Source organism: Pseudomonas sp. MF4836, from assembly GCF_002018875.1.
Taxonomy (GTDB): domain Bacteria; phylum Pseudomonadota; class Gammaproteobacteria; order Pseudomonadales; family Pseudomonadaceae; genus Aquipseudomonas.
This window is the reverse complement of sequence record NZ_MVOL01000007.1, coordinates 170474-192365: the sequence shown is the minus strand read 5'-3', so window position 1 is coordinate 192365 and position 21892 is coordinate 170474. Positions and strand designations below refer to the sequence as shown.

At 65.2% G+C, this 21892-nt stretch carries 23 protein-coding genes; 12 read left to right on the top strand and 11 right to left on the bottom strand.

The window, feature by feature from the left end; translation table 11 throughout:
- Positions 1 to 69: 69 nt before the first annotated feature.
- From MF4836_RS18005 to ycaC, 5 genes are all read left to right on the top strand, one after another.
- Positions 70 to 981: a LysR family transcriptional regulator gene (locus tag MF4836_RS18005; RefSeq protein WP_078471403.1), complete on the top strand. Its 912-nt coding sequence runs from the start codon at positions 70 to 72 to the stop codon at positions 979 to 981.
- A 303-nt stretch (positions 982 to 1284) separates the two neighbouring features.
- Positions 1285 to 1701, top strand: coding sequence for a DoxX family protein (locus tag MF4836_RS18000; RefSeq protein ID WP_078471402.1), 417 nt, complete (start codon positions 1285 to 1287; stop codon positions 1699 to 1701).
- A complete protein-coding gene (locus MF4836_RS17995) occupies positions 1694 to 2335 on the top strand; it encodes an antibiotic biosynthesis monooxygenase (RefSeq protein WP_078471401.1) in 642 nt (213 codons plus the stop codon). The genes MF4836_RS18000 and MF4836_RS17995 overlap by 8 nt, the downstream gene beginning before the upstream one ends.
- Positions 2336 to 2447: 112 nt before the next feature.
- Complete coding sequence (locus tag MF4836_RS17990) at positions 2448 to 4286, top strand: amidohydrolase (RefSeq protein ID WP_078471400.1); 1839 nt, start codon at positions 2448 to 2450, stop codon at positions 4284 to 4286.
- A 43-nt stretch (positions 4287 to 4329) separates the two neighbouring features.
- Entirely contained in the window at positions 4330 to 4947 is a 618-nt protein-coding gene (gene ycaC / locus MF4836_RS17985) for an isochorismate family cysteine hydrolase YcaC (protein WP_078471399.1), read from the top strand.
- Positions 4948 to 5104: 157 nt separating this feature from the next.
- Here the strand turns inward: ycaC and MF4836_RS17980 are convergent, their stop codons facing one another.
- Together MF4836_RS17980 and MF4836_RS17975 are read right to left on the bottom strand one after the other, a co-directional pair.
- On the bottom strand, positions 5105 to 6535 hold the full coding sequence (locus MF4836_RS17980) for a mechanosensitive ion channel family protein (protein WP_078471398.1): 1431 nt from the start codon (positions 6533 to 6535) through the stop codon (positions 5105 to 5107).
- An 83-nt stretch (positions 6536 to 6618) separates the two neighbouring features.
- Positions 6619 to 7638, bottom strand: coding sequence for an alpha/beta hydrolase (locus MF4836_RS17975; protein WP_078471397.1), 1020 nt, complete (start codon positions 7636 to 7638; stop codon positions 6619 to 6621).
- 159 nt (positions 7639 to 7797) lie between these two features.
- On the opposite strand from MF4836_RS17975, the gene MF4836_RS17970 reads away from it, so the two are divergent.
- Together MF4836_RS17970 and MF4836_RS17965 are read left to right on the top strand one after the other, a co-directional pair.
- Positions 7798 to 8679 (top strand): LysR family transcriptional regulator, encoded by an 882-nt coding sequence (locus MF4836_RS17970; protein WP_078471396.1) that lies wholly within the window; start codon positions 7798 to 7800, stop codon positions 8677 to 8679.
- A gap of 176 nt (positions 8680 to 8855) precedes the next feature.
- A complete protein-coding gene (locus MF4836_RS17965; protein ID WP_078471395.1) occupies positions 8856 to 9503 on the top strand; it encodes a hypothetical protein in 648 nt (215 codons plus the stop codon).
- 51 nt (positions 9504 to 9554) lie between these two features.
- On the opposite strand, the gene MF4836_RS17960 is transcribed toward MF4836_RS17965, so the two are convergent.
- Positions 9555 to 10442, bottom strand: coding sequence for an NAD(P)/FAD-dependent oxidoreductase (locus tag MF4836_RS17960; protein ID WP_078471394.1), 888 nt, complete (start codon positions 10440 to 10442; stop codon positions 9555 to 9557).
- A gap of 152 nt (positions 10443 to 10594) precedes the next feature.
- Here MF4836_RS17960 and MF4836_RS17955 point away from each other — a divergent pair, with 152 nt between their 5' ends.
- A complete protein-coding gene (locus MF4836_RS17955) occupies positions 10595 to 11059 on the top strand; it encodes an Rrf2 family transcriptional regulator (protein WP_078471393.1) in 465 nt (154 codons plus the stop codon).
- Positions 11060 to 11068: 9 nt separating this feature from the next.
- Here MF4836_RS17955 and MF4836_RS17950 read toward each other — a convergent pair whose 3' ends face one another.
- Entirely contained in the window at positions 11069 to 11689 is a 621-nt protein-coding gene (locus tag MF4836_RS17950; protein WP_078471392.1) for a LysE family translocator, read from the bottom strand.
- 310 nt (positions 11690 to 11999) lie between these two features.
- On the opposite strand from MF4836_RS17950, the gene MF4836_RS17945 reads away from it, so the two are divergent.
- Together MF4836_RS17945 and MF4836_RS17940 are read left to right on the top strand one after the other, a co-directional pair.
- Entirely contained in the window at positions 12000 to 12476 is a 477-nt protein-coding gene (locus tag MF4836_RS17945) for a GAF domain-containing protein (protein ID WP_443217358.1), read from the top strand.
- Positions 12477 to 12644: 168 nt separating this feature from the next.
- Complete coding sequence (locus MF4836_RS17940; protein WP_078471390.1) at positions 12645 to 13265, top strand: LysE family translocator; 621 nt, start codon at positions 12645 to 12647, stop codon at positions 13263 to 13265.
- Positions 13266 to 13286: 21 nt separating this feature from the next.
- Here the strand turns inward: MF4836_RS17940 and MF4836_RS17935 are convergent, their stop codons facing one another.
- Complete coding sequence (locus tag MF4836_RS17935) at positions 13287 to 14183, bottom strand: DMT family transporter (RefSeq protein WP_078471389.1); 897 nt, start codon at positions 14181 to 14183, stop codon at positions 13287 to 13289.
- Positions 14184 to 14317: 134 nt separating this feature from the next.
- On the opposite strand from MF4836_RS17935, the gene MF4836_RS17930 reads away from it, so the two are divergent.
- Together MF4836_RS17930 and MF4836_RS17925 are read left to right on the top strand one after the other, a co-directional pair.
- Positions 14318 to 15649 (top strand): aminotransferase-like domain-containing protein, encoded by a 1332-nt coding sequence (locus MF4836_RS17930; protein WP_078471388.1) that lies wholly within the window; start codon positions 14318 to 14320, stop codon positions 15647 to 15649.
- An 84-nt stretch (positions 15650 to 15733) separates the two neighbouring features.
- A complete protein-coding gene (locus MF4836_RS17925) occupies positions 15734 to 16933 on the top strand; it encodes a PrpF domain-containing protein (RefSeq protein ID WP_078471387.1) in 1200 nt (399 codons plus the stop codon).
- Positions 16934 to 16947: 14 nt separating this feature from the next.
- Here MF4836_RS17925 and MF4836_RS17920 read toward each other — a convergent pair whose 3' ends face one another.
- From MF4836_RS17920 to MF4836_RS17895, 6 genes are all read right to left on the bottom strand, one after another.
- Complete coding sequence (locus MF4836_RS17920; protein ID WP_178102964.1) at positions 16948 to 17397, bottom strand: WapI family immunity protein; 450 nt, start codon at positions 17395 to 17397, stop codon at positions 16948 to 16950.
- A gap of 30 nt (positions 17398 to 17427) precedes the next feature.
- Positions 17428 to 17754: a low molecular weight protein tyrosine phosphatase family protein gene (locus tag MF4836_RS17915; protein WP_078471386.1), complete on the bottom strand. Its 327-nt coding sequence runs from the start codon at positions 17752 to 17754 to the stop codon at positions 17428 to 17430.
- 151 nt (positions 17755 to 17905) lie between these two features.
- The gene (locus MF4836_RS17910) at positions 17906 to 18685 is read right to left on the bottom strand and encodes a DUF4272 domain-containing protein (RefSeq protein ID WP_078471385.1); all 780 of its coding nucleotides are present in this window, start codon (positions 18683 to 18685) and stop codon (positions 17906 to 17908) included.
- A gap of 38 nt (positions 18686 to 18723) precedes the next feature.
- Positions 18724 to 19011, bottom strand: a complete 288-nt coding sequence (locus MF4836_RS17905) for a barstar family protein (RefSeq protein ID WP_078471384.1) — start codon at positions 19009 to 19011, stop codon at positions 18724 to 18726.
- A 46-nt stretch (positions 19012 to 19057) separates the two neighbouring features.
- Entirely contained in the window at positions 19058 to 19657 is a 600-nt protein-coding gene (locus MF4836_RS17900) for a helix-turn-helix domain-containing protein (protein ID WP_161955751.1), read from the bottom strand.
- A 92-nt stretch (positions 19658 to 19749) separates the two neighbouring features.
- Positions 19750 to 21711 carry an oxidoreductase gene (locus MF4836_RS17895; protein WP_078471382.1) on the bottom strand — a complete coding sequence of 654 codons (1962 nt, stop codon included), beginning with the start codon at positions 21709 to 21711 and terminating at the stop codon, positions 19750 to 19752.
- Positions 21712 to 21892 lie beyond the last annotated feature (181 nt).

Genomic DNA, 21892 nt, shown 5'->3' with positions numbered 1-21892 from the left:
AGGCGTCCAAGGCAAAACCGCTGCGCTGTGTTCAGGTGCGGGTTTGCCCTCCTGTGCCCGGACCGATTTATGAACCGCAATGACCTGCGCCGCGTCGACATGAACCTGCTGGTGATTTTCGAAGCCCTGATGTTCGAGAAGAACCTGACCCGGGTGGCGGAAAAGCTGTTTATGGGCCAGCCGGCGGTAAGCGCTGCCCTGAGCCGCTTGCGCGATCTGTTCGATGATCCATTGCTGTTGCGCAACGGCCGGGGCATGGAACCCACCGCCCGGGCGCTGGCGATCCTGCAGGAGCTGCAACCGGCGATGGACACCATTTCCGGCGCGGTCAGCCGAGCCAAGGCGTTCGACCCGTCCAGCAGCTGCGCGGTGTTTCGCATCGGTTTGTCGGATGACGCCGAGTTCGGCCTGTTTCCACCTTTGCTCAGCCAACTGCGCGAAGAGGCCCCGGGGATCGTCGTGGTGGTACGCCGCGCCAACTACCTGCTGATGTCGTCGTTGCTGGCCAGTGGCGAGATCTCGGTGGGGGTCAGCTACACCACCGACCTGCCGGCCAATGCCAAGCGCAAGAAGCTGCGGGATATTCCGTGCAAGGTCTTGCGCGGCGACAACCGCCCCGAGCCCCTGACGCTGGACGACTACTGTGAACGGCCCCATGCCATGGTCTCGTTTTCCGGTGACCTGAGCGGCAATATCGACCTTGATCTGGCGCGGGTCGGACGTGCACGCCGGGTGGTGCTGGCAGTGCCGCAGTTCAGCGGCCTGCGGGCGCTGCTGGCCGGCACCGAAATGCTCGCCACCGTGCCCGATTACGCCGCCTGCGCCCTGACCGAAGGCAGTGCCCTGCGCGCCGAAGATCCGCCGCTGCCGATCGATGCCGCCGAACTGTCCATGGTCTGGAGCGGCGTCCACGACAACGACCCCGCCGAACGCTGGCTGCGCTCGCGCATCGCCGAGCACATGTCCCAACCCATGGCCTGAAACCCAGCGCCTGTTCACCGACCCACCCCGAGGCAGGTGCCTGTAGCCGCTGCCACCAGGTTCGGGCGGTGTTCGGACGCTGGCCCTCAAGACCGCCTCACTACACCTGACCTTTCACGGTGCTTGTTGCGGCCAGCGCAGCCTCGTGCCTGGGCAGCGGCTACGGAGGGCGAGGTCATCCTTGCTGATTCGGCCCTCGGAAAGAGAGCACGTACATGCAATTTTTCTGCGGCAACGGGTCGCACACTGGGCGCTCGATCAAACAACGCGGCCCGGGGAGGGGTATCCAATGGTGTTCGAGCAATGACGCGCTCAACCGGTGAGGCGCGGGCCCAGGACTTTGGCCTGTTGTTCCTGCGGGTCAGTGCCGCGCTGTTTCTGCTGTGGGTCCACGGCTTGCCCAAGTGGCTGCACTACAGCGCCGAAGTGTCGCGCATCGAGGATCCGTTCCACCTCGGCGCCGACCTGACCCTGTCCCTGGCGATTTTCGCCGAAGTGCTGTGCCCGCTGTTGATCGTGGCCGGTGTCCTGGTGCGCCTGGCCTGCCTGCCGGTGTTGCTGCTGTTGGCGGTGGCGCTGCTGCTGGTGCACCCGGATTGGAGCCTGGAACAGGGCCAGTTCGCCTGGCTGTTGCTGATCCTGTTTACCAGCGTGCTGATCGCCGGCCCCGGGCGTCTGGCGCTCAATTCACGTTTCAGTGGAGTACTGCGCCATGTCTGAACGGATTGCCGAACCCTCTATGCCCCAGCCGCGGCCGGGCCTGGATGAAGTCGTGACCCTGGTGGTCAAGCACCGGATCAAGGCCGGCCACGAGGCGGACTACGAAGCCTGGCTGCGCGGCATTGTGCGGGTGGCCGGGCAATGGCCGGGGCATTTGGGGGTGGATGTGGTTCGCGGCCGGCTGGGCGGGCTGGCGCACTTCACTTGCGTGCTGCGCTTTTGCTCGACCGAAGCCATGCAGCGCTGGCTCGACTCGCCGCAACGCCTGGCACTGATCAACCAGGCCGCACCGATGCTGGCCGATGGCGACCAGACCGAGGTCGCCGCGCTCAATGAATTCTGGTTCGCCCCCCTGGCCGACGCCGCGACACCGCCGCCGCGCTGGAAGCAGGCGGTGGTGACCCTGTGCGTGATCCTGCCGCTGACCCTGCTGATCCCGCTGCTCTGGGGCCCGGTGCTGCGCCTGCATCCCTGGCTTTCCAATTACCTGGTCAGCACCTTTGTGGTGACCCTGACTATCGTGTTGCTGGTGGTCTACCTGTTGATGCCGGCCGCCACCCGGCTGTTCGCGCCCTGGCTGCAGGCTTCCAGCGCCCATGAACACCTGGAGCCCGAGCATGGCCAGCAAGGATGACCCGAGCGATCCACGGCGGCGCCAGCTACTGGCGGCCGGCTCGTTGCTCAGCGCCGCGGCGGCTTTCTGGCCACGGCTGTCTTTTGCCTCATCACCTTTACAAGGAAACCCGATGAACGCCGATCTGATTCTGTTCAATGGCCAATTCCATACCGTGGACCGCGAAAATCCCCGGGCCAGTGCCGTCGCCATCAGCCAGGGGCGCTTTGTCGCCGTGGGCACCGACGCCCAGGCCATGGCCCTGCGCGGCAGTGGCACCCAGGTCATCGACCTCAAGGGCCGCACGGTCATCCCCGGGCTCAACGACTCGCACCTGCACCTGATTCGCGGCGGCCTCAACTACAACCTGGAGCTGCGCTGGGAAGGCGTGCCGTCCCTGGCCGATGCCTTACGCATGCTCAAGGATCAGGCCGACCGCACGCCGACCCCGCAGTGGGTGCGGGTGGTGGGCGGCTGGAACGAATTCCAGTTCGCCGAAAAACGCATGCCGACCCTGGAAGAACTGAACCAGGCCGCCCCCGACACCCCGGTATTCGTCCTGCACCTGTATGACCGGGCCTTGCTCAACCGCGCCGCCCTGCGCGTCGCGGGCTACACCAAAGACACGCCGAACCCGCCCGGCGGCGAGATCGTGCGCGATAGCAACGGCAATCCCACCGGCATGCTGGTGGCGCGGCCCAACGCGATGATCCTGTATTCGACCCTGGCCAAGGGGCCCAAGCTGCCCCTGGAGTACCAGGTCAACTCGACCCGGCAATTCATGCGCGAGCTCAACCGCCTGGGCCTGACCAGCGCCATCGACGCCGGTGGCGGTTTCCAGAACTACCCCGACGACTACGCGGTGATCGAGCAGTTGGCCAAGGACCAGCAACTGACGGTGCGCATCGCCTACAACCTGTTCACCCAGAAGCCCAAGGAAGAGCTCAGCGACTTCAAGAACTGGACCGGCAGCGTCACCCTGCACCAGGGCGACGACTACCTGCGGCACAACGGCGCCGGCGAGATGCTGGTGTTTTCGGCGGCGGATTTCGAAGACTTCCTCGAACCCCGTCCCGACCTGCCGCTGACCATGGAACAGGAGTTGGAGCCGGTGGTGCGCCATCTGGTGGAGCAGCGCTGGCCGTTCCGCCTGCACGCCACCTATGACGAATCGATCTCGCGCATGCTCGACGTGTTCGAGAAGGTCAATCGCGACATCCCGTTCAACGGCCTGCCCTGGTTTTTCGACCATGCCGAGACCATCACCCCGAACAACATCGAGCGCGTGCGGGCCCTGGGCGGCGGCATTGCGATCCAGGACCGCATGGCGTTCCAGGGCGAATACTTCGTCGAGCGCTACGGGGCCAAGGCCGCCGAGGCCACGCCGCCGATCAAGCGCATGCTGGCCGAAGGCGTGCCGGTGGGTGCGGGCACCGACGCCACCCGGGTCTCCAGCTACAACCCCTGGACCTCGCTGTACTGGATGGTCAGCGGGCGCACCGTCGGCGGCCTGGAGCTGCACGCCGAGGGCCTGCCACGCCTGACTGCCCTGGAACTGTTCACCCACGGCAGCGCCTGGTTCTCCTCGGAGCAGGGCAAGAAAGGCCAGATCAAGGTCGGCCAACTGGCGGACGTGGCAGCGCTGTCGGCGGACTTTTTCAGCGTCGACGAAGAGGCCATCAAGTGGATCGAGTCGGTGCTGACCGTGGTCGGCGGCAAGGTGGTGTACGGCGCCGGTGACTTCGAGGACCTGGCGCCGACCCGCGTGCCGGTGCTGCCGGACTGGTCGCCGGTGGTCAAGGTCCCGGGCCACTGGCGCCCGACCTCGCCGTTGCAGGCTCAGGTGCACCAGTGCAGCGGCCCGTGCGGCGTGCATGCCCACAGCCATGAGCGGGCGCGCCTTTCCAATGTGCCGGTCAGCGACTTCCAGGGTTTCTGGGGCGCGTTCGGCTGCTCGTGCTTTGCCTTTTGAATCCGCTATTCCCCGAACCCAAGCACCCCCAAAGGAGTTACCCATGACTTACAAACGCTTGAACAAAGATGAAGCAGTGGTGCTGTTGGTCGATCACCAGACCGGCCTGATCTCGCTGGTGCAGGATTTCTCGCCCAACGAATTCAAGAACAACGTGCTGGCCCTGGCGGACCTGGCCAAGTTCTTCAAGCTGCCGACCATCCTCACCACCAGCTTCGAGCAGGGCCCCAACGGCCCGATCGTGCCCGAGCTCAAAGAGATGTTCCCGGACGCGCCATACATTCCGCGCCCTGGCCAGATCAATGCCTGGGACAACGAAGACTTCGTCAAGGCGATCAAGGCCACCGGGCGCAAGCAACTGATCATCGCCGGGGTGGTGACGGACGTCTGCGTGGCGTTCCCGACCTTGTCGGCGCTGGCGGAAGGTTTTGATGTGTTCGTGGTGACCGATGCGTCCGGCACCTTCAACGAAACCGTGCAGCAGGCGTCCTGGGCGCGCATGACCGCGGCCGGCGCGCAGATGATGAACTGGTTCTCGGTGGCCTGCGAACTGCACCGCGACTGGCGCAACGACATCGAAGGCCTGGGCAACCTGCTGTCCCAGCGCATCCCCAACTACCGCAACCTGATGAACAGCTACACCGCGCTGACCGCCAAGTAAGCGTCGGACCCCAACCGCTTGCCTACCCCAGGCAAGCGGTTTTTTTGTGCCCGCTGTAGCCGCTGCCGCAGGCTCGGGCCGCGTTCGGACGCTGGCCCTGACAGGCGCCGCGTATGGCAGGTGAACTCCGGTGGTGCGCTCAGCCAGAGCCCCATCCTCAATTGCGTTTTTGCAGCCAGCCGAGGAAGCCGCTTTTGCGGGTGTCGACGGGTTTGCCCAGCAGCACCGAGCGGCTGCTTTGCTGGCGTACGGCCTGGAGTTTGTTCAGGGCGCTGTTCACCTCCTTGCGCTGGGCCATGCAATCGCGGGTCAGGGTTTTGTCCAGGCGGTAGACGATGCAGGAAGTCAGCGCAGTAAAGCGGGCCTGGGATGGGGTGTCGGCGAGGATGCTCTGTTCGCCCATGACCTCGCTGGGCCCCATGCGTCCGGCTTCGACCTGGCGGTTGCCCTCGGTCACGGTGGCACTGACCACGCCGGTGGCGATCACCAGCAGGGCCTCGGGCACTTCGCCCAGTTCCAGGATCACTTCGCCAGCGGCGTACTGCCGGGGCGTCATGGCCTGGGCCATCAGGTCCCGTTCATGGCCATCCAGCGAACGAAAGACCTTCACCTCATCCAGCAACACCCTGGCCCTGGAACTGGGCTCGGCGAAACCTTCGGGCTGGCGCGAAATGCCGGCGGCCTCCAGGTGCCGGTGCGCCAGGTCGAACAACTGATTGCGCACCTGACCCTTCTGCCCCAGTTCGGCGATAAACCCGCTGGCGACATATTCCGACAGGCTCTCGCCGGCCTCCTTCAGCAGCACCTTGGGCGGCGGGTCGAGCAGCAGGCTGTTGCTGCCCTGCAAGGCCCGCTCCAGGGCATCCAGCACCCGCCGTGGACGAATGTGATTAGGCACCTTGATGCTGATCGACACCCCGTGCCGGTTGCTCGGCCGGCTGAGGTTGACCAGCTTGGCCTTGGCCGCCACCGAATTGGGAATCACCGCCGTGGTGCCGACGCTGGTCAGCAGGTGGGTGGCGCGCCAGTCGATGTCCAGCACCTTGCCTTCGACGCCGTCGATCATGATCCAGTCATCCACCTGATACGGCTTGGTGGTGTTGAGCACGATGCCGCTGAACACATCGCTCAAGGTGCTTTGCAGGGCCAGGCCGACAATGATCGCCATGGCCCCGGACGTCGCCAGCAAGCCCTTGACCGGCAGCTCCAGGACATACCCGGCCGCGGCGACAATCGCCACCAGGAACACCAGGGCGCCAATCACGTCCTGCAACAGGCGGCCGCTGTGGCCGATACGGCGGATCAGCACCAGGCCGATCAGTTCGGTCAGCACCCGCGCGGCGTACAGCCACCAGATGATTGCCAGCGCCGTGGCGCCCAGTTGCAGCACGTTGTTGTCGGGCCAGCCTTGTGCCTGCAACGGGCTGACGCCGGCATTGATGATCAGCGCGCTGTACCCCAGAAACAGCGCCAGGCGCAGGGCAACCCGCGGCAGGCGCTGCGCGAAGGGCACGAGGTGCCACAACAGCGCGTCCACCAGCAGCAGGCAGGCACTCCAGAGCAACAGGTGATGAGCGAGAAAAGTCATGGCGGCACCGCACGGAAGGAGGGCAAAAAGGAGAGGAGTCGGGCAGGCGACCGCGAAGTCGACGGCCCGGCGTCAGGTATGGCTCAGTTGAGGTGCGCCTTGAGTTCGGCGGCGGCCTGGCGGACCGCGGCCTGGACTTCGGGAATGCTGCTCAGCGGATTGAGCAGGCCGAAGTCGTGGATCATGCCGTTGTAGCGCACCGCCGTGACCGCGACTCCGGCACTGTCCAGCTTGCGTGCATAGGCTTCGCCTTCATCGCGCAGCACGTCGAACTCGGCGGTCTGCACCAGGGCCGGCGGCAGGCCGCGCAGCTGTTCGATGCTGGCCTGCAGCGGCGAGGCGTGGATCTCGGCGCGTTGCTGTGGGTCGCTGGTGTAGCTGTCCCAGAACCAGTTCATCATGCCCCTGGTCAGGAAGTGGCCCTCGGCAAACTGCTGGTACGACGGGCTGTCGAAGCGGGCGTTGGTCACCGGCCACAGCAGCAGTTGGAAGCGCAGGTCCGGGGTCTTCTGCTCCTTGGCCATCAGCGCCACCACCGCCGCCATATTGCCGCCGACGCTGTTGCCGGCCACCGCCAGGCGACGGCTGTCGACGCCGATTTCCCGGCCGTGCTCGGCGACCCAGCGGGTGGCGGCGTAGGCCTGATTGATCGCCGTCGGGTACCGGGCTTCAGGCGACGCGGTGTAGTCGACGTAGACCGCCACGGCACCGGAGCCCAGCACCAGGTCGTGGATCAGGCGTTCGTGGGTCGGGTAATCCCCCAGCACCCAGCCGCCACCGTGGAAGAACATGAACACCGGCAGCTCGCCCCGGACCTTGGCCGGGCGCACTATTTTCAGCTGCACCGGCTGCCCGGCTACCTGAATGCTGCGTGAACTGACCTCAACCCCGGACAGGTCGACCTTGACCGAAGCCTGGGCTCCGCTGAGCACTGCGCGGGCGTCCCTGGGGCTCAGTTGTTCCAGCGGCTTGCCGCCCCCGGCGGCCAGGGCGTCGAGGAAGGCCTGGGTCTGGTGCTCCACCCCCGGGCTGTCAGCGGCGAAGGCGCTGTTCACGGACAAGGCGAGGAGGCTGGTAGCGAGGACTTTTTGCAGAGTGTTCATGGGCGGCAATCCTTTCGAAAAATTGAGTTTTTAGTTGTTTATTCAATGGGTTGCGCTGTGGTGTGAAGGGTCTCAGCGACAACCTGTGCTCAGATTAATCTGATGCCTAATCGTGAAAAAGCCGCTATAAAGCGTTTGACTGTCAACCGAGACGTGACAATGAACCCGTTTGAAGACATGCGTATTTTTTGCCAGGTGATGGACTCCGGCAGCTTCACCGCGGCGGCCGACAAGCTGGGGTTGTCCAAGCAGTTCGTCAGTCGCCGCCTGATGCAGCTCGAAGAACGCCTGGGGGTGCGCCTGCTCAACCGCTCCACGCGTCGCCTCGACGTCACGCCCCTGGGCCAGAACTACTACGAGTCGGCGCTGCGCCTGCTGGGCGAGGTCGAGGAGGTGGAGCAGGGCATTGCCGGGCAGAACAGCGAACCGCGCGGCACCCTGCGCCTGAGTGCGCCGCTGTCGTTCGCCCTGGCGCACCTGGGGTGCCTGTTGCCGCTGTTTTTGCAGCGCTACCCCCAGGTGTCGGTGGAGGTCGACCTCAGTGACCGTCCGGTGGACCTGCTCAGCGAAGGTTATGACCTGGTGCTGCGCATCGGCGTGCTTGAAGACTCGACCCTGATCGCGCGCCGCATCGCCACCATCCAGCGGGTGTACTGCGCCAGCCCGGGCTACCTGGCCAGCCGTGGCGTGCCGCAACACCCCGAGCAACTCAGTGGCCACGATTGCCTGCCCTATGGTCATGGACGCCAGGTGCAGTGGCGCTTCCAGGTCAAGGGCAAGCCCATGAACATCAACGTCGGCGGGCGTATGCGGGTCAACAATGGCGAGTTGCTCAAGGACGCCGCCGTTGCCGACCTGGGCATCACCTACCTGCCGACCTTTATCGTCGGTCAGGCGCTGCAGGATGGGCGCCTGGTGCGGGTGCTGGAAGACTTCGAGCCCGAGCCCCTGACCTTGTCGGCGGTCTACCCCCAGCATCGCCAGGGTTCTCGACCGGTGCAGGCCTTGATCGAGTTCCTGCGCGAACGGCTGATGGATTGAGCGCGGCCCTCAGCGCCGGGGCAAAGTGCCACGTGCGCATGGCGGCGCCCGCACAAGTGGTTTATATTCCGCGCCGCTCACGCCCGGGCTTTTTTCCGCCTGGGGTGTGGAGTCTCCATTCCCAAGGATTCGGGTGCGCAACGGACCCGTTTCGTTCTGACAAAGAAAGGAAATCAATGTCTTCTCAACTTCTGCGTGCCGCGTTCGTTCTGGGCGCTGTCGCCATTTCTTCCCAGGCCAGCGCTGCCCCTGATTTCGCCGCGTGCTTCAGCCTCAAGCCAGGTGTTTCCTTCGGCGCCGAAGGCACCACGGTCAGCATCGAAAAAGCCAAGTTCATGGGTCAGGACGCGATTGCGGTGACCCAGTCCGAAGGGGGCGTCAGCTCCGCCAGTTTCTACGACGCCAGCGGCCGCAAATTGCTGGGCAACGTGCGCTACGGGATCTCCGCCATGGGCGGCGATGCCAAGGCGCCGCTGATGACCGAGTCCTACAGCAAGGCACCGGAGTTTCCGGGCAAGGCGGCACCGGGCGCCAAGTTCAAGCTCAGCGGCAGCGGCAAGCTGGAAAACCATGCCGACGAGACCAGCACCCCGCTGGAATACGAAGGGTTCAGCGACTACACCTTTGTCGGCTTCGAAGACCTGCCGACCAAGATCGACTACAAGGACCGCACCTTCAGCAACACCTGCCACCTGAGTGCAGAGTTCGAAGGCGGGCGCATGGAAGCGTGGTACGCCCCGGGTTTTGGTCGGGTCAAGTTCGAGCGCTACTCGGGTGATTCGCTGCTGATGGCCGAAGAAATCGACTCGGTGATCCAGGAGTAAACCCCTGCGCCGCCCACGCCTTGCGGTGTCGGGCGGCGTTGCACCTGGGCCTTAGCGCAGCACCAGCGATTGGTGCGTCGCCGCGCCGGCCCGGGCGCCATCCCCCACGGCGATCGCCACCGAGCCGAACGCCAGCGCCGCATCGCCGCAAGCGAACACCCCGCCAACGCTGGTTTCGCGGCTGGCATCGGTCTTGATGAAACTGCCCATCGCCCCGGCTTCAAGCTCGCAGCCCAGGCGCTCGGCCAAAGGGCTGGCCAGGTGGGTGCGCGGTTGGGTGAACAGGCCCTTGAGGCGGATCACCCGCTGGTCGACCAGCACCACATCGGCCTGATCGCCGCTGATATGGCTCAGCCGTTGCTCCTCCAGAGTCACCCCGCGTTTGGCCAGTTGTGCCCGTTGCTCGGCATCGGGCACGAACACGCCATTGGTAAAGAACGTGGTGGGGCCCCATTCGGGCAGCAGCAGGGCGTGATGCATGGCCAATTCGGAGTTGGCCAGCACGCCGATCGGCCCGCCCTCGAGTTCATAGCCATGGCAGTAGGGGCAGTGGAAGACGCTTTGACCCCAGCGCGATGCCAGGCCTTCGATTGCCGGCAGTTCGTCGACCACGCCACTGGCGAGGATCAGCCGCCGGGCGCTGTAGCGCTGGCCATCGAGGGTGTCGACCTCGAACAACCCGGCTTCCTGGCGCCCATGGCTGGCGATTGCCGAGACCCAGGTCACCGTGGGGTAGGCCAGCAACTGGTTGCGCGCATCGTTGGCGATGTCGGCGGCGGGGCGTCCGTCCTGGCCAAGAAAGCCGTGGGAGTTGCCGGCAAAACGGTTGCGCCGTTGCGCCGAATCCAGCACCAGCAGCGTTCGTCGCGCCCGCGCCAGCTGCAAGCCGGCAGACAGCCCGGCATAGCTGCCGCCCACAATAATCACGTCGTACACCATGCAATACACCTTCAGTGGGGTCCCTTGAAGGGCTTCAAGGATTTCACGACACACCGTAAGTTACGTGAAAGTTGCCTGTCAACACTCTCGTAACTTCACTGGTTGCAAGCGATACTCGGTCCGCCCCGATTCAGGCCGACCACGAGGACAGGATGAGAACCGACACCCGACTTTCCCGCATGCTGCATGTGCTGATCCACATGGACCGCCACCAGCAATGCGCGACTTCCGAGACCATCGCCCGCATGCTCGGAACCAACCCGGTGGTGGTGCGCCGGACCATGGGGCTGCTCAAGGAGCAAGGTTATGTGCGTTCCGAAAAGGGCCATCAGGGCGGCTGGACCCTGACCTGCAGCCTCGCCGACATGACCCTGCTGGACATTCACCAGGCGCTGGGCGCGACCTCGATCTTCTCCATCGGCCTGTCCACCGACCACCCGGAGTGCCTGGTGGAGCAGGCGGTGAATGCAGCCCTCACCGACGCCTTCGATGCGGCCCAGGCGCTGCTGCTCGAGCGCCTGGGGCGGGTGACCCTGGCCGAGCTGGCCGAGGATTTCGACCGGCGCTTTCAAACCACCCTGAGCGACGCCGCCGCACCAGACGCCGACCGGGCTTGAGGCCGCGGCTCAGCGTTTGCTGAAGGCCAGGCGCGCGGCGAACAACAGAAACAGCGTGCCGGTGGTGCGGTCCATCCAGCGCATCACCGGCGCTCGTTGCAGGACGGCACTCAGCGGGCGGGTGGCGCCGATCAACAGCAGCGACCAGGCCAACCCCAGCACCACATGGATGGCCACCAGGCCAAAGGTCCACGGCACCAGTGGGCTGCCCTGGGGGATGAATTGCGGCAGGAACGATACATAGAAAATGCCGATCTTGGGGTTGAGCACATTGCCCAGCATGCCCTTGAGAAACCAGTTGGCGCCGCGCTGGCCCGGGGTCTTGGCTGCCGCCATGGTGCTGCGCGGCGCCAGCAGCATGTTCAGCCCGAGCCAGCACAGATAAGCCGCGCCGCAGTACTTGAGGGCGGTGTAGGCCAGTTCGGAAACCATGATCAACGCGCCCAGGCCAAACGCCACCGCCGCGCCCCACAGCAGGCAGCCGGCGTTGATCCCGAGGGCCGCCTGAATCGCCTGGCGCTTGCCTTCGACCGTGGCCGTGCGCAGCACCAGGGCGGTGTCGAGCCCGGGGGTGATAGTCAGGAGCGTGGCGGCCAGGGTGAAGGCCAGGAGGCTGTCGGCAATGGTCATGGCAAGGTTTCGCGGCGGGATGTGGCGGGCAGATTAGCACCTGGCCAGCCTGAACCTTTTCCCTCGGCCGCTTTCTATCCCAAATCACCGCTCCCCGGCGCCCGGGGTCTTGCACGCAGCCGGTCATTCGTCGCAGCAGGCTCAAGCCGAGGGTGCTGTTGCCGATCATTTCATAGCACTGGCCTGTCATGCCTCGAGCGGTTCGGCACAACCCGCAAGCGGCCGATGGCAACCGCAGGACTTTCAGGGGGCGCTATGGCGTCCATGCCGGGGGAGGGTGTTTTATCCATTATTGTCAGGAGTGTTGGTCATAAAAAATCTTACCGCTGAAGAACGGGCTGCGATTGCTGAAATAGAAGTCACCTCAAATATCCTGAGGCTGACCACCCGTTTGACCCGTATGCGATTCGCCGCGATTTCCAAGATGACCGACACCCATTGGGTCGCCTGCGCGGTGCATGACGAATTGCAGTTCGGCGTGAATGTGGGCGATGAACTCTTGATCGAGGCCACCCTGTGCAATCAGCTGCGCCTGGCCCGCAAGCCGATCGTGATCGAACACGCCAGCCTTGACCCGGTGTTCTCCGAACACCCGCTGCCCAAGCACCATGGTTTTGAAAGCTACATCTCACTGCCGATCGTTTTCGCCGACGGCACGGTTTTCGGCACCTTATGCGCCCTCGATACGTTGCCCAGAAAACTGGAAAACCCGGAGACCATGGAGTTGCTGAGTATCTTCACCCGACTGATCGGCACCACGCTGGATCTGCAGCGTAAAACGGTTTGAAGCGCGGTTGGTTAAAACCCCCAGGGCGGCCAACGAAACCCTGAATGAGTGATGGGGGGGTGGACTATGGAAGGGTGGCTTGCACTGGCGCTTGCATCGCGCCCGGATGCTCTTTAAGTTTTCCGGTCTTGACTAAAAACCGTCACCCCACCTGCACTTGGAGCTCCCATGAACCTGGCCACCCTGGCGCTGTTCCTCCCGGCCTGCTTCGCCCTGAATATGGCCCCCGGGCCGAATAACCTGCTGTCGGTCAGGAATGCCACGACCTACGGCTTTCGCACGTCGTGCCTGGCTGGCGTGGGTCGGCTGCTGGCGTTTTCGCTGATGATCGCCCTGGCGTCGGCCGGGCTGGCGGTGGTGCTGCAAGCCTCGGAGCTGCTGTTCTACGGGATCAAGATTCTCGGTGCGGGCTATCTGTTGTACCTGGCGCATCAGTTATGGCGTGCAGATACCCGGGTCGAGGCCGAGAGCAACACCGCGTCCCTGGGGTTGCTGGCCCTGGCGCGACAGGAGTTCCTGGTGGCCATCGGCAACCCCAAGGCCATCCTGATTTTCACTGCGTTCCTGCCGCAGTTCGTCGATCCGGCTGCACCGATCTCTGCGCAGTTCCTGGTGCTGGGCGGGTTGTTCCTGGTGCTGGAGTGGATCGCCATCAGTGGCTACGCCTTTATGGGGCTGTACATGCGGCGCTGGTTTGCCCAGCCCGCGGGCAAGCGCATCTTCAATCGCTGCTGCGCCGCCTTGTTGTCGGCGGCGGCCTCGGTGCTGTTGCTGGCGCGCCGCGCCTGAGTCTCGCGAAGGTGCGCCGGGCTAGCGGGAAAACCGCTTGGCCCCGGCCACGCAGGCGATCACGGCCACGGTGACCCCGAGCATGCCCAGGCTGACCTGTTCGTGGAGCAGGGTCGCGGCCAGCGCCAGGCCGAAGAAGGGTTGCAGCAACTGCAACTGGCCGACGGCGGCAATGCCGCCCTGGGCCAGGCCGCGATACCAGAACACGAAGCCGATCAGCATGCTGAACAGCGACACGTAGCCCAGGCTCAACCAGGCCGGCAGGCTGATGCCGGCAAAGCGGGCCGGGGCCAGCAGCCAGGTGGCCCCGGCCATGACCGGCAAGGCCAGCACCAGCGCCCAGCAGATCACCTGCCAGCCGCCCAGGCTGCGCGATAGGCGGGCGCCTTCGGCGTAACCCAGGCCACAGATCAGCACCGCCAACAGCATCAGGATGTCGCCTTCAGGCGCTGCGCTCAGGCCCTGGGACAGGGCGAAACCCATCACCAGCGCGCTGCCCAGGATCGAGAACAGCCAGAACACCGGACGCGGCCGTTCGCCGCCGCGCAACACGCCGAACACCGCCGTCGCCAGGGGCAGCATGCCGAGAAACACGATGGAGTGGGCGGAGGTCACATATTGCAGGGCCAGGGCGGTCAATAGCGGAAAGCCCAGCACCACGCCGATGGCGACAATCAACAACGGCAGCACCTGGCTGCGGGCAGGGCGCGGCTGCTTGAACGCGAGCAGCATGCACAGCGCCAGGAGGCCGGCAATGGTGGCCCGGGCGACGGTCAGAAACACCGGGTCGAACTCCAGCACCGCGACCCGGGTCGCGGGCAGCGAGCCACTGAAAATAATCACGCCGATCAATCCGTTGAGCCAGCCGCTGGAGGTTTTTTCCAGAGTCGGGTGGGTTGGGGTCGATGTCTGTTCCATCAGGGGCACACTCGATTGCAGGGAGGGAAAGGGCAGGGCCAGGGTCAGGATTGCAGTGGCATGACGGGTGGCATGAAGCGCATGCTATGACCCGCTCCCGATACAATCAAAAAATTGTCATGGATACATTGCTCATGCCTCGCGCCCGCTATAAAGCCCTGGTTGATAGCTTCGCCGCCGACATTCGTGCTGGGCGCCTGGCGCCCGGTACGCGCCTGCCGACCCATCGCCAACTGGCGGCCGAGCACCGCCTGGCCCTGGTCACTGCCAGCCGGGTCTACGCCGAACTGGAGGCCATGGGCCTGGTCAGCGGCGAAACCGGGCGCGGCACCTTTGTCCGGGAGACCGCGCTGCCACCGGGTCAGGGTATCGACCAGCCGGATGTGGTGGCGGGCATGCTCGACCTCAACTTCAACTACCCCTCGGTTCCCGGGCAGGCCGACCTGCTGCGCACGGCCCTGCGCCAGTTGGCGTTGTCCGGTGACCTGGAATCCCTGCTGCGCTACCAGCCCCATGCCGGGCGTTTGCATGAGCGGGCTGGCGTCGCACATCACCTGCTGAGCCGCGGGTTGCAGGTGCAGGCCGAGCAGGTGCTGATCGTCAGCGGCGCCCAGCATGGCTTGGCGGTGGCGCTGATGGCGCTGCTGCAACCGGGGGATGTGATCGCCGCCGACGCGCTGACCTACTCGGGGTTCAAGGTGCTGGCCGAATCCCTGCACCTTGAAGTGCTGCCAATCCCTGCAACGGCCGAGGGGCCGGACCTCGACGCCCTCGACCAACTGTGCCGCCAGCGTTCGGTGCGGGCGGTCTACACCATGCCGACCCTGCACAACCCCATGGGCTGGGTGATGGCGCTGGAACAGCGCCGGCAACTGGTTGCGATTGCGCGCGAGCATGGGCTGTCGATCATCGAGGATGGGGCCTATGCGTTTCTGGCCGCCGAGGCGCCGCCGCCGATTGCCGCCCTGGCGCCGGAAAGAACGCTGTATGTGTCCGGGTTTTCCAAGAGTGTCGCCACCGGCCTGCGGGTTGGTTTTATCGCCGCGCCCCTGCCGCAGGTGCCGGCGCTGGAGCGCAGTATCAGGGCCACCACCTGGAACACCGCAGGGATGCTGACGGCGATTGCCTGTGCCTGGATCGACGATGGCACGGTCGCTCGGCTGGAGGCGCAAAAGCGCGCCGACGCCGAGGCCCGGCAGGCCCTGGCCGACCAGGTGCTGGCGGGGTTGCCGGTGGTGCGCCACCCCTCTTCGTACTTTCTGTGGCTGCCCCTGGCCGAAGAGGTCCGCGCGGACCAGATCGCCATGGAGTTGCTGCGTGAGCAGGTGTCGGTGTCCACGGCCGAACCGTTCGCCACCTCGGCCCATGTTCCCCATGCGCTGCGCCTGGCCTTGGGCTCGCTGGAGATGGGGGCGTTGCGCGAGGCCTTGCTCAAGGTGCGGCGGGTGGTGGGTGCCTATTCATGAGCGGCGCTGGCGCAGGGCTGGTCAAAAGCCGGGCAACGGCTTTAGGCTTTGCCCCCTGACTTCGCCAATCGCCCCGAGCCGACCATGAACACAGACCCGCAGCGCTGCACGCTTGACGCCGGCATTCTTCAGTTTCCGGTGTTTCACATGCGCGGCGGCACCTCGACCGGGTTGGTCCTGGCCCGGGAGGCGGTGCCCGAAGACGAAGCGCTGCTGGAGGAGTTGCTGCGCCACCTGATGGGCGTGCCGCTGGTGGGGGAATGGCCGGGCAACACCCAGATCACCGGGCTGGGCCGGGGCATCCCCACCAGCAACAAGGTGTTTATCGTCGAGCGAAGGCCCGGCGAGACGCGCATGACCAGCACCCTGGCGCAACTGGCGGCCGGCAAGAGCCACATCGACTGGAGCGTCAACTGCGGCAATATGTCGGCCGCCTTGCCGCTCTATGCCCTGGCCCGGGGCTGGCTGGCACCTGAGGAGCCGACGGCGCAGATCGAAATCTTCAATACCAACACCCGGACCACGCTCTATGCGCGCCTGGGGTTTGCCAATGGCCGTCTGCTCAGCGACACCCGGATCCCTGGGGTCAACGGGGTGTTTCCCGGGGTCGATCTGTTTCTGCACGACCCGGTGGGGGCCAAGACCGGGGCGTTGTTTCCCAGCGGCCTGCGCCGCGACAGGCTCAATGGCATTGCCGCGACCTGCATCGACGTCGCGGTGCCGATGATCATCGTCAACGCCGCCGACCTGGGCAAAAGCGGTTATGAAACGCCAGCGCAACTGGACGCCGATCCGGTGTTCAAAGCGGCCCTGAGCGATCTGCTGGTCGAAGGCGGCCAGCGCATGCAACTGCGCAATCGCAGCGGCGCCCTGATGAGCGCCGATGAACTGCGGCGCAGCGAGACCCTGCCAAAAATCTGCATCGTCAGCCCGGCACAGGCCGGTGGCCACATCAACACCCGCTACTTCACCCCGCAAAGCGCCCATCCGTCCCTGGCGGTTTCCGGTGGCTGCTGTCTGGCGGCGGCGTGCCTGATCGAGGGCACGGTGGCCCATGACGTGCTCAGCGCGCCCCAGGCCCTGGGCGCCAGCGTGGGTGAATTCCCACTGTCGATCGAAAACCCTGCCGGCGTGCTCGACACCCTGATCACCGCACGCCTGGACGGCGAGCAGGTGCTGATCGACGCGGCGGCCTATCGGCGCAGCGCCCAGGTGCTGGTGCGCGGCAGGATGGCGCTGTACAGCGCCTCGGCGGCCTTGAGTGAGGCCTTGCTGGCGCGCTGATGTCGCTCAGCGGTTCAAGGCACAACCGGGAAGCGTGCGATCAATCCCTGGACCCTGGCTTGCAGCACCTCGGGCCTGTTGGTGGACAGCGGCACCTGCAACGACACGCCTTCCAGGCGTTGCTCGGCGCTGGCCCAGGGGGGCGCGGCCTCGTGGGACAACACCAGCTCCAGGACCGGGTGCGGCCCGGGGTTGAAGTGAAACGCCAGGCAAGGCTCGGTGAAGTAGCAGGACTGGATGGCCGGCGCGCCGGGATCCAGGGCCCCCAGCCAACGTTCCAGTTTCAGCAGTTCCTGGGTGGTCAGGCAGGGGTCGACAAAGCTCCAGCTGCCGCGCGGGTCTTCGATCCGGCCGCGAACCTGCAGCCAGTTGGCATCCAGGCGATCCGTGTGCCCGGGGAACTGATAGTTCTCGATCTCCAGCAGCACATGGCAGGTCGGCAGGTCGAACAGTTCCAGGGCCATAGCGGCTTGATCCTTGAATGACGGTGGGGTTCAGTCTGGCAAAAACTGCGGCACCTGCTTGCGCAGGATCTCGATCAACTCCGGGGCCATGAACTCGAAATCATCGGGGATGTTCAGGCAGATGATCTTTTTGTCCCGCAGGTGCGGCTTGAATTTGCTCGATAGTTTGCTGCGGTGCCGGGGTTCCATGACCAGGATCAGGTTCGCCCACTCCAGAAGTTCCGGGCACACCGGCACCTGGGCATCGTGGTTGATCCCGGCCGAGGCGGTCTCGACCCCCGGCCAATCGGCGAACACCTGCTCGGCAGTGGGGCTGCGCAGGCGGTTCTGACTGCAGATAAACAACACATTGACCATCCGATGGCTCCTTGAAAAAAACAGGGTCGTGCATCAGGCCTATCAGTGAGCAGCCAGCGCTTCAGGTGGGGCGAGGGTGCTGGCGGCTGCTGGGCCGGCCGGCGCTGCGCAGCGGCCAAGTAATGAGGCCGTAGCGCAGGCGGTTTTCCTGTCAGGTATCGGTATTGACGTCGTCCCATTCCTGACCCATGTAGCCCATCAACCAGTTGAATGCGTAGTGGCGTTCATAGGTCACGCTGGCGTCGAGGCCGGCCGGGGGCGCGGTGTTTTTCATGCGGGCTTCGACCACATTCCAGTCATAGCGGTAGGTGCGGTCGGTCTGGTCGAGGACTTCTTGCAGCGGGCGCGGCTTGGCGTCGGCGATAAACTCCTCAGGGGTGCGCTTGAGCATGATGGCCGCGGCGCTGTTGACGTCGCAGACGTTCTGCGGCTTGTCCAGGGTGTCGACATAGCCCAGGGCCCAGAGCAGGACCCAGGCCGATTCGTAGCGCCAGGAGAACTTGATGCGCTGCTCTTCGGAGGGCTGGGGGTTGGCGATAAACAGGCTTTCTTCCGGGGTAAAGCGCGGGGCCAGGTTGTAGCCCTCGACCAGTTTGTCCACCGTCGGCTGGTCCAGGCCGCTGCCCTTGGCCGCGACCACCAGCAAGGCCATGGCGCGGTAGGCGACGGCGTCAGTGCTGCGCGGGTGGGCGTTGGCTTGGGTGGCGATCGCCGGCAGGCCCGCCGGCAGCGGCACGCCCTCGGCACGCAGCAGGGCTTCGGAGCGCTCCTTGCGGGCGCTGCCCTCGGCCGAGACCTGCTGGTCCATGGCGTGGATCTGCTGCTTGCGCTCTTCGAAGGACTTGGTCTGGGCCTGAGCCAGCGAACCGTGGAGGGTGGCCGCGACCAGCAGTAGGCCAGCCAGGGTGTTGTTGCGGGAGATAAAGGCCATTCGAGGGATCTTCTTCCTTGTTGGGTAAGGGGTGTGGCTTAGCGGTAATGGGTTTGGCAGGCCTGTTCGGGATAGAGCTGCTTGAGTCGCTCCAGGCACTCCTGAATCATCCGCGCCTCGCGGGGCAGGCGTTCGGCGAACCCCGGCCAGTGCTCGAAAACCAGCTGTTCGGGCATCTCCACCAGGGCGCTGATGGCGTCCCAGAAGGCGTCCCAGTTGCAGCCATACCAATGCGGGAAATCCAGGGCATCGCGCAGCAGTGCATGCAGCTGCGGTGCGTCCTGGATGTTGGCCAGGTCGATCTGGAGCGAGGGCAGGCGGCTCATGGGGCGTTGTGCCGGATCAAATGGTGCATGACTTATGGCCTGAAAACTAAAAGGTTGGGGGGGTGATGACCCACAGCACCAGCGCATCGACCTCGCCCGGGTTGCCGTAGCGATGGGGTTCCTGGCTGGAAAAACTGAAGCTGTCGCCCTCGTTGAGCTGGAAGTGCCGTTCACCGACCCACAGCTCAAAGCTGCCGGCCAGCAGGTAGCCGGCTTCTTCGCCTTCGTGGCTGTAGCTGAGCTGGCTGTAGGTGCCCGGAGGAAAACGCGAATGCAGGAACTCCAGCTGCCTTGTCGGCTGCGGGGTCAGTAACTGGTCGACGATGCCGTTTTCGTAATGCACGCTCATGCGGTTTTGCCGGCGCACCACGTAACCCTGGTCTTCAGGCGCGGTATTGGTTTCGCTGGCGAAGAACCACTGGATGGTCACGCCCAGGCTGCGGGCGATGTTGAACAGCGCCGGAATCGACGGATACGCCAGGTTGCGTTCCAATTGGCTGATGTAACCCGCAGTCAGCTCGCTGTTTTGCGCCAGCTCGGTCAGGGTCATGCCGCGGCGTTTGCGCAGGCCGCGGATCCGTGTGCCGAGAAACTGCGGGCCCGCCGCGTTGCCGTCGGGTGGGGGCGCGCTGGTGGCAGGCGGCATCTTGCTGCTGTTGCTCATGGCGTGCTCCGAACCGTGGAGGTGGGCGCGCCGGGGCGCCCGATCCTGGAAAAGGTGCGGAGTATAAAACAGCCTTACAGCTCCCAGGCGACTTTCAAGCCTTCGTAGATCGCTTCTTCGGCGGTGCGCGGCGCCAGGCAGTCGCCGATCCGGCGAAACTCCACCAGCCCCTGCAGCTCGTCGCCCAGGGTGTCGACCACTTGGTGACCCTGGCACAGCACCAGGCTGTCGATGTTTTCCAGGAGCATGGGTTCGCCGCTGGCGGTGTGTTGCAGGTACACCGTGTTGTCGTCGCAGCCGTACAGGCGCGCATAGGGAATGATCGGGATGGCCAGTCGATGCAGCTCGCCGGCCAGTTGGTCGCGCACGTAGAGCGGCAGGTTTTCCCCGCAGTGGGTGCCGTTGACCGCCAGTTGCACCTGATGCCCGGCGCGGACCAGGCGTTCGGCGATGCCGGGGCCGATCCAGTCGCAGCGCCAGTCCACCACCACCACCGAGCGCCCCAGTTGCACCTCGTCGCGCAGCACCTGCCAGGCATCCACCACTTGCAGTTCGCCGCCACGCTCAAAGGCCGGCCAATAGGGCTCGGCGCCGGTGGCAATGATCACCAGGTCCGGGCGCTCGCGTTCCACCAGCGCCCGGTCGACCCGGGTATTGCGCACCACCCGCACCCCGGCCAGTTGCATCTCGCGTTGCAGGTTGGTGCTGGCGCCGCCGAACTCGCTGCGCCGTGGCAGCAACTGCGCCAGCAGCACCTGGCCGCCCAGTTGCGCACTGGCCTCGTAGAGCGTGACCTCATGCCCCCGTTGCGCGGCCACCGCGGCGGCCTTCATCCCGGCCGGGCCGCCGCCGGCGACCATGATTCGCTTGGGCCGGGCGCTGCTGTGCAAGGTGCCGAATTGCAGCTCGCGCCCGGTTTCCGGGTGCTGGATGCAGGAAATCGGCAAGCCTTTATGGAAGTGGCCGATGCAGGCCTGGTTGCAGGCGATGCAGGCGCGCACATCTTCAGCGCGCCCGCTGTCGGTCTTGTTGGGCATTTGCGGGTCGCAGATCAGCGCACGGGTCATGCCGCACACGTCGGCCTGGCCACGGGCCAGGATCAGTTCGGCTTCCTGGGGCTGGTTGATGCGCCCGGTGACAAACAGCGGAATCTGCAGGCCGGCCTTGAAGGTCCCGGCCTCACGGGCCAGGTACGCGGCCTCGATCGCCATCGGCGGCACGATATGCACTGCGCCGCCCAGGGATGCCGAGGTGCCGGCGACGATGTGCACGTAATCCAGCTCCCGTTGCAGGGCCTGCACCGCGGCCAGGGAATCGTCCTCGCTCAGGCCCTCGGGGTCGCGTTCATCGGCGCTGATGCGCAGGCCGATGATGAACTGCTCGTCGGTGCTGGCGCGGATCGCGGCGATCACCTCGCGGACAAATCGCAGGCGTTGCTCCAGGTCGCCGTTGTAGCCATCGCTGCGCTGGTTGACCCGGGGGTTGATGAATTGCGCCGGCAGGTAGCCATGGCTGGCCACCACCTCCACGCCATCCAGCCCGGCCTGGTGCAGGCGCCGGGCGGCACTGGCGTAACCGCGGATGATTTCGTCGATCATCCCCTGGTCGAGAGCCCGGGGCATGACCCGGAACCGTTCATTGGGCACCGCCGAGGCCGAATAGGCCACGGCCAGCAGGCCGTCGCTGGACTCCATGATCTCGCGCCCCGGGTGGAAGATCTGCGACAGCACCAGGGTGCCGTGGGCGTGGCAGGTTTCGGCCAGGCGCCGGTAGCCGTCGATGCAGGCGTCATCGGTGGCCATCAGCACGTGGGAGGTGTAGCGCGCACTGTCATGGACCCCGGCCACCTGCAGCACGATCAACCCGACGCCGCCCTCGGCCCGCGCCCGGTGGTAGGCGATCAACTGCTCGTTGACCAGGTTGTCGGTGGGCATGGAGGTGTCGTGACCGCTGGACATGATGCGGTTCTTCAGGCGTTTGCCACGGATCTGCAACGGCTCGAACAGGTGCGTGAAGGCGGAGGACGGCGTCGACATGGGAAAGCTCCAGGCGGGCCGAAGACGCGAAGGCGGGTATTCGGCATTTTTATTATTGGCCTATAGAAATTTACCCTCAGTAAAAAATCAACTTGTTTTTTTACTTGTGGTTGCAGTAGCTTCGTTTTGTGCCCGCTCCTGGGGCCACCCTCACAACAATAAAAAAGGACCCTGGCGGCGA